This is a genomic window from Mesorhizobium sp. M2A.F.Ca.ET.039.01.1.1 (genome assembly GCF_003998035.1).
Lineage (GTDB): Bacteria > Pseudomonadota > Alphaproteobacteria > Rhizobiales > Rhizobiaceae > Mesorhizobium.
In genome coordinates this window covers 1-2,103 of the sequence record NZ_RZRY01000914.1, presented here as the reverse complement: position 1 = coordinate 2,103, position 2,103 = coordinate 1, and the positions used below count along the sequence as shown (strand labels likewise).

Here is a 2,103-nt window from a genome sequence, read left to right as displayed (position 1 = left end):
CGCTTGACCTTCTGGCCGCGCTGCACCTCGATCGAGCTTGCATGGCCGTAGACGGTGACCAGGCCGTTCTCATGCCGCACCAGCACGGTGTTGCCGAACTCCTTGAGACCGTCGCCGGCATAGATGACGACGCCGTTCTCGGCTGCCTTGATCGGCGTTCCTTCCGGCACCGCGATGTCGACGCCGTCCTTGCCGGAGCCGAAGCTGGAGATCACGCGGCCGCGCACCGGCCAGCGCATCTTGCCGATGCCGGTCGCATCGGGCGCCTCGGCGTTGTCGTCCTCGGCCTGCTGGATGACCTTGGCATCCTTCTTAGGCGGCGTGTAGGAGGCGAGCGTCTCGGTGGTCTTCGCCGGCGGCGGCGTCGTCGCCGTCGTCACCGGATCGACCGCGGGCTTGGCGGTGGTGGCCGCCGGCTTGGCAGCCGCCACGACCGTGCCGCCGGCCGGAACCTTGAGCGTCTGTCCGATCTTGAGCAAACCGTCCTGCATGCCGTTGGCCTGCTTCAGCGTCATGACGCTGATGCCGGTCTTCCTGGCGATCGACGACAGCGAGTCGCCCTGCTGGACAGTATAGGTGCCTCCGGCGCCGGCAGGCTTTGCCTCGGCAACCTGCGGCGCGGGCTTGGGGTTCTTGGAGCCCGTGGCCGCAGCAGACGCATCGATCTGAGCGGCCGCCTTGCCGTCCTTGACCTTCGGCTGCTGCGGCAGCACCGCGACCTTTTCTGGCGCGGGCTGCTTCGGCGTGTTCGCCGGCTTGCCGTCCGCAACCTTCGGCTCCGCCTTGCTCGAATAGGCATAAGCGGGGATGACGATCTTCTGGCCGGACCGGATGCCCTTCTTCGGATCGATCCCGTTGACCTTGGCTATAGCATCGGCCGGCACGTGGTAGTGCGCGGCCAGGCCTGAAAGCGTCTCGCCGTCCCGGACAACGATTTCGGTCGCATGTGGCGCAGCACTTGCGTTGCGGACCGCGTCAGGCTCGGCGGTCTTGAACGGTTTTGCCGGCGTGACCGTGCCGGTGGCCGTCCTGTCGAGATGCGGTGCCGGCGCAAGCGCCGGAGCCGGCGCGAGGGCGGGAGCCGTAGCGGTACGCATCGGCTTTGCCGTAGCCGGCGCCGAGGGCGGCGGCAATTGCTGGGTCGTGACCGGCTCGAGGCTGGAGCGGCTAACCGACTGGGTGTGCGTGCCATCGACCGGCGCAGGCGCGACCGTGTCGCCCGGATAGGGCTGGTCGACATTCTGCTTGTTGATGATGGCGCGCTGATTGTTGGTGGATGACGTGAAGACATCATCGACACCGTTGAAGCGCATCGACTGGGAACTGCACCCGGCCGCCGCGCCGGCAATCATCAGCACGGCGCAACCGCGCGCCAGATTGCGTCTGTTTGCTTTCAAGTGATTGAATTGCATCGCACTAACCCGCACAGACCCGGTACAAACTGGCCCTGATTAAAGCGCGTTAATGTTACTGCCGGGTTAACCCCTTAGAATCCGACGAAAATTTTCTTAAAACATTTCGGGCCGCGGGCCGGGGCAGAGATTCAGGTCAGCCCGAGTCGAGAATGGTGGTGTCCGAGAACCGGAGCGGAGCGTACTAGCAGTACGTGAGCACCGGAAGCGCAGGAGACCACCGTTCGCAGACCGGGCTCACCTGAATATCGGCCCCGCCCCTAGATCACCGCCGCGACGCTACGCAGGATCGGCTGCAGCCTGACCATGCCGATGTCCTCGCGCTCGAAGCGGCTGCCAACCTTGGTGAGCTTGGCCAGCACCTGCTCGCCTTCTTCAGGGCCGATCGGCGCGATGACGATGCCGCCGCTCGACAATTGGTCGAGCAGGAAGCGCGGCAGGCTGTCGAAGGCCGCCCAAGCGACGATGCGGTCGAACGGCCCTTCATTGGGCAGGCCGTTGGAACCGTCGGTCTGGCGGACGATGACGTTGCTGATGGCAAGCGCCTCGAAGCGCTGCTTTGCCTGCTCGGTGAGGGTCTTATAGCGGTCGATGGTGATGACGCGCGCGGCAAGCCGCGACATGACCGCTGCCGTGTAGCCCGAGCCGGTGCCGATCTCGAGCACGCGGTTGCCCGGCTCGATGTGCAGCG

2 protein-coding genes are annotated in these 2,103 nt (G+C 65.7%); both read right to left on the bottom strand.

Features of this window, described 5'->3' with window-relative positions:
- A partial coding sequence (locus tag EOA24_RS35490; protein ID WP_127410683.1) for a LysM peptidoglycan-binding domain-containing M23 family metallopeptidase occupies positions 1–1,412 on the bottom strand: 1,412 nt, incomplete at its 3' end.
- 260 nt (positions 1,413–1,672) lie between these two features.
- The coding region (locus EOA24_RS35485) for a methyltransferase domain-containing protein (RefSeq protein ID WP_127410682.1) at positions 1,673–2,103 on the bottom strand (431 nt) is incomplete at its 5' end.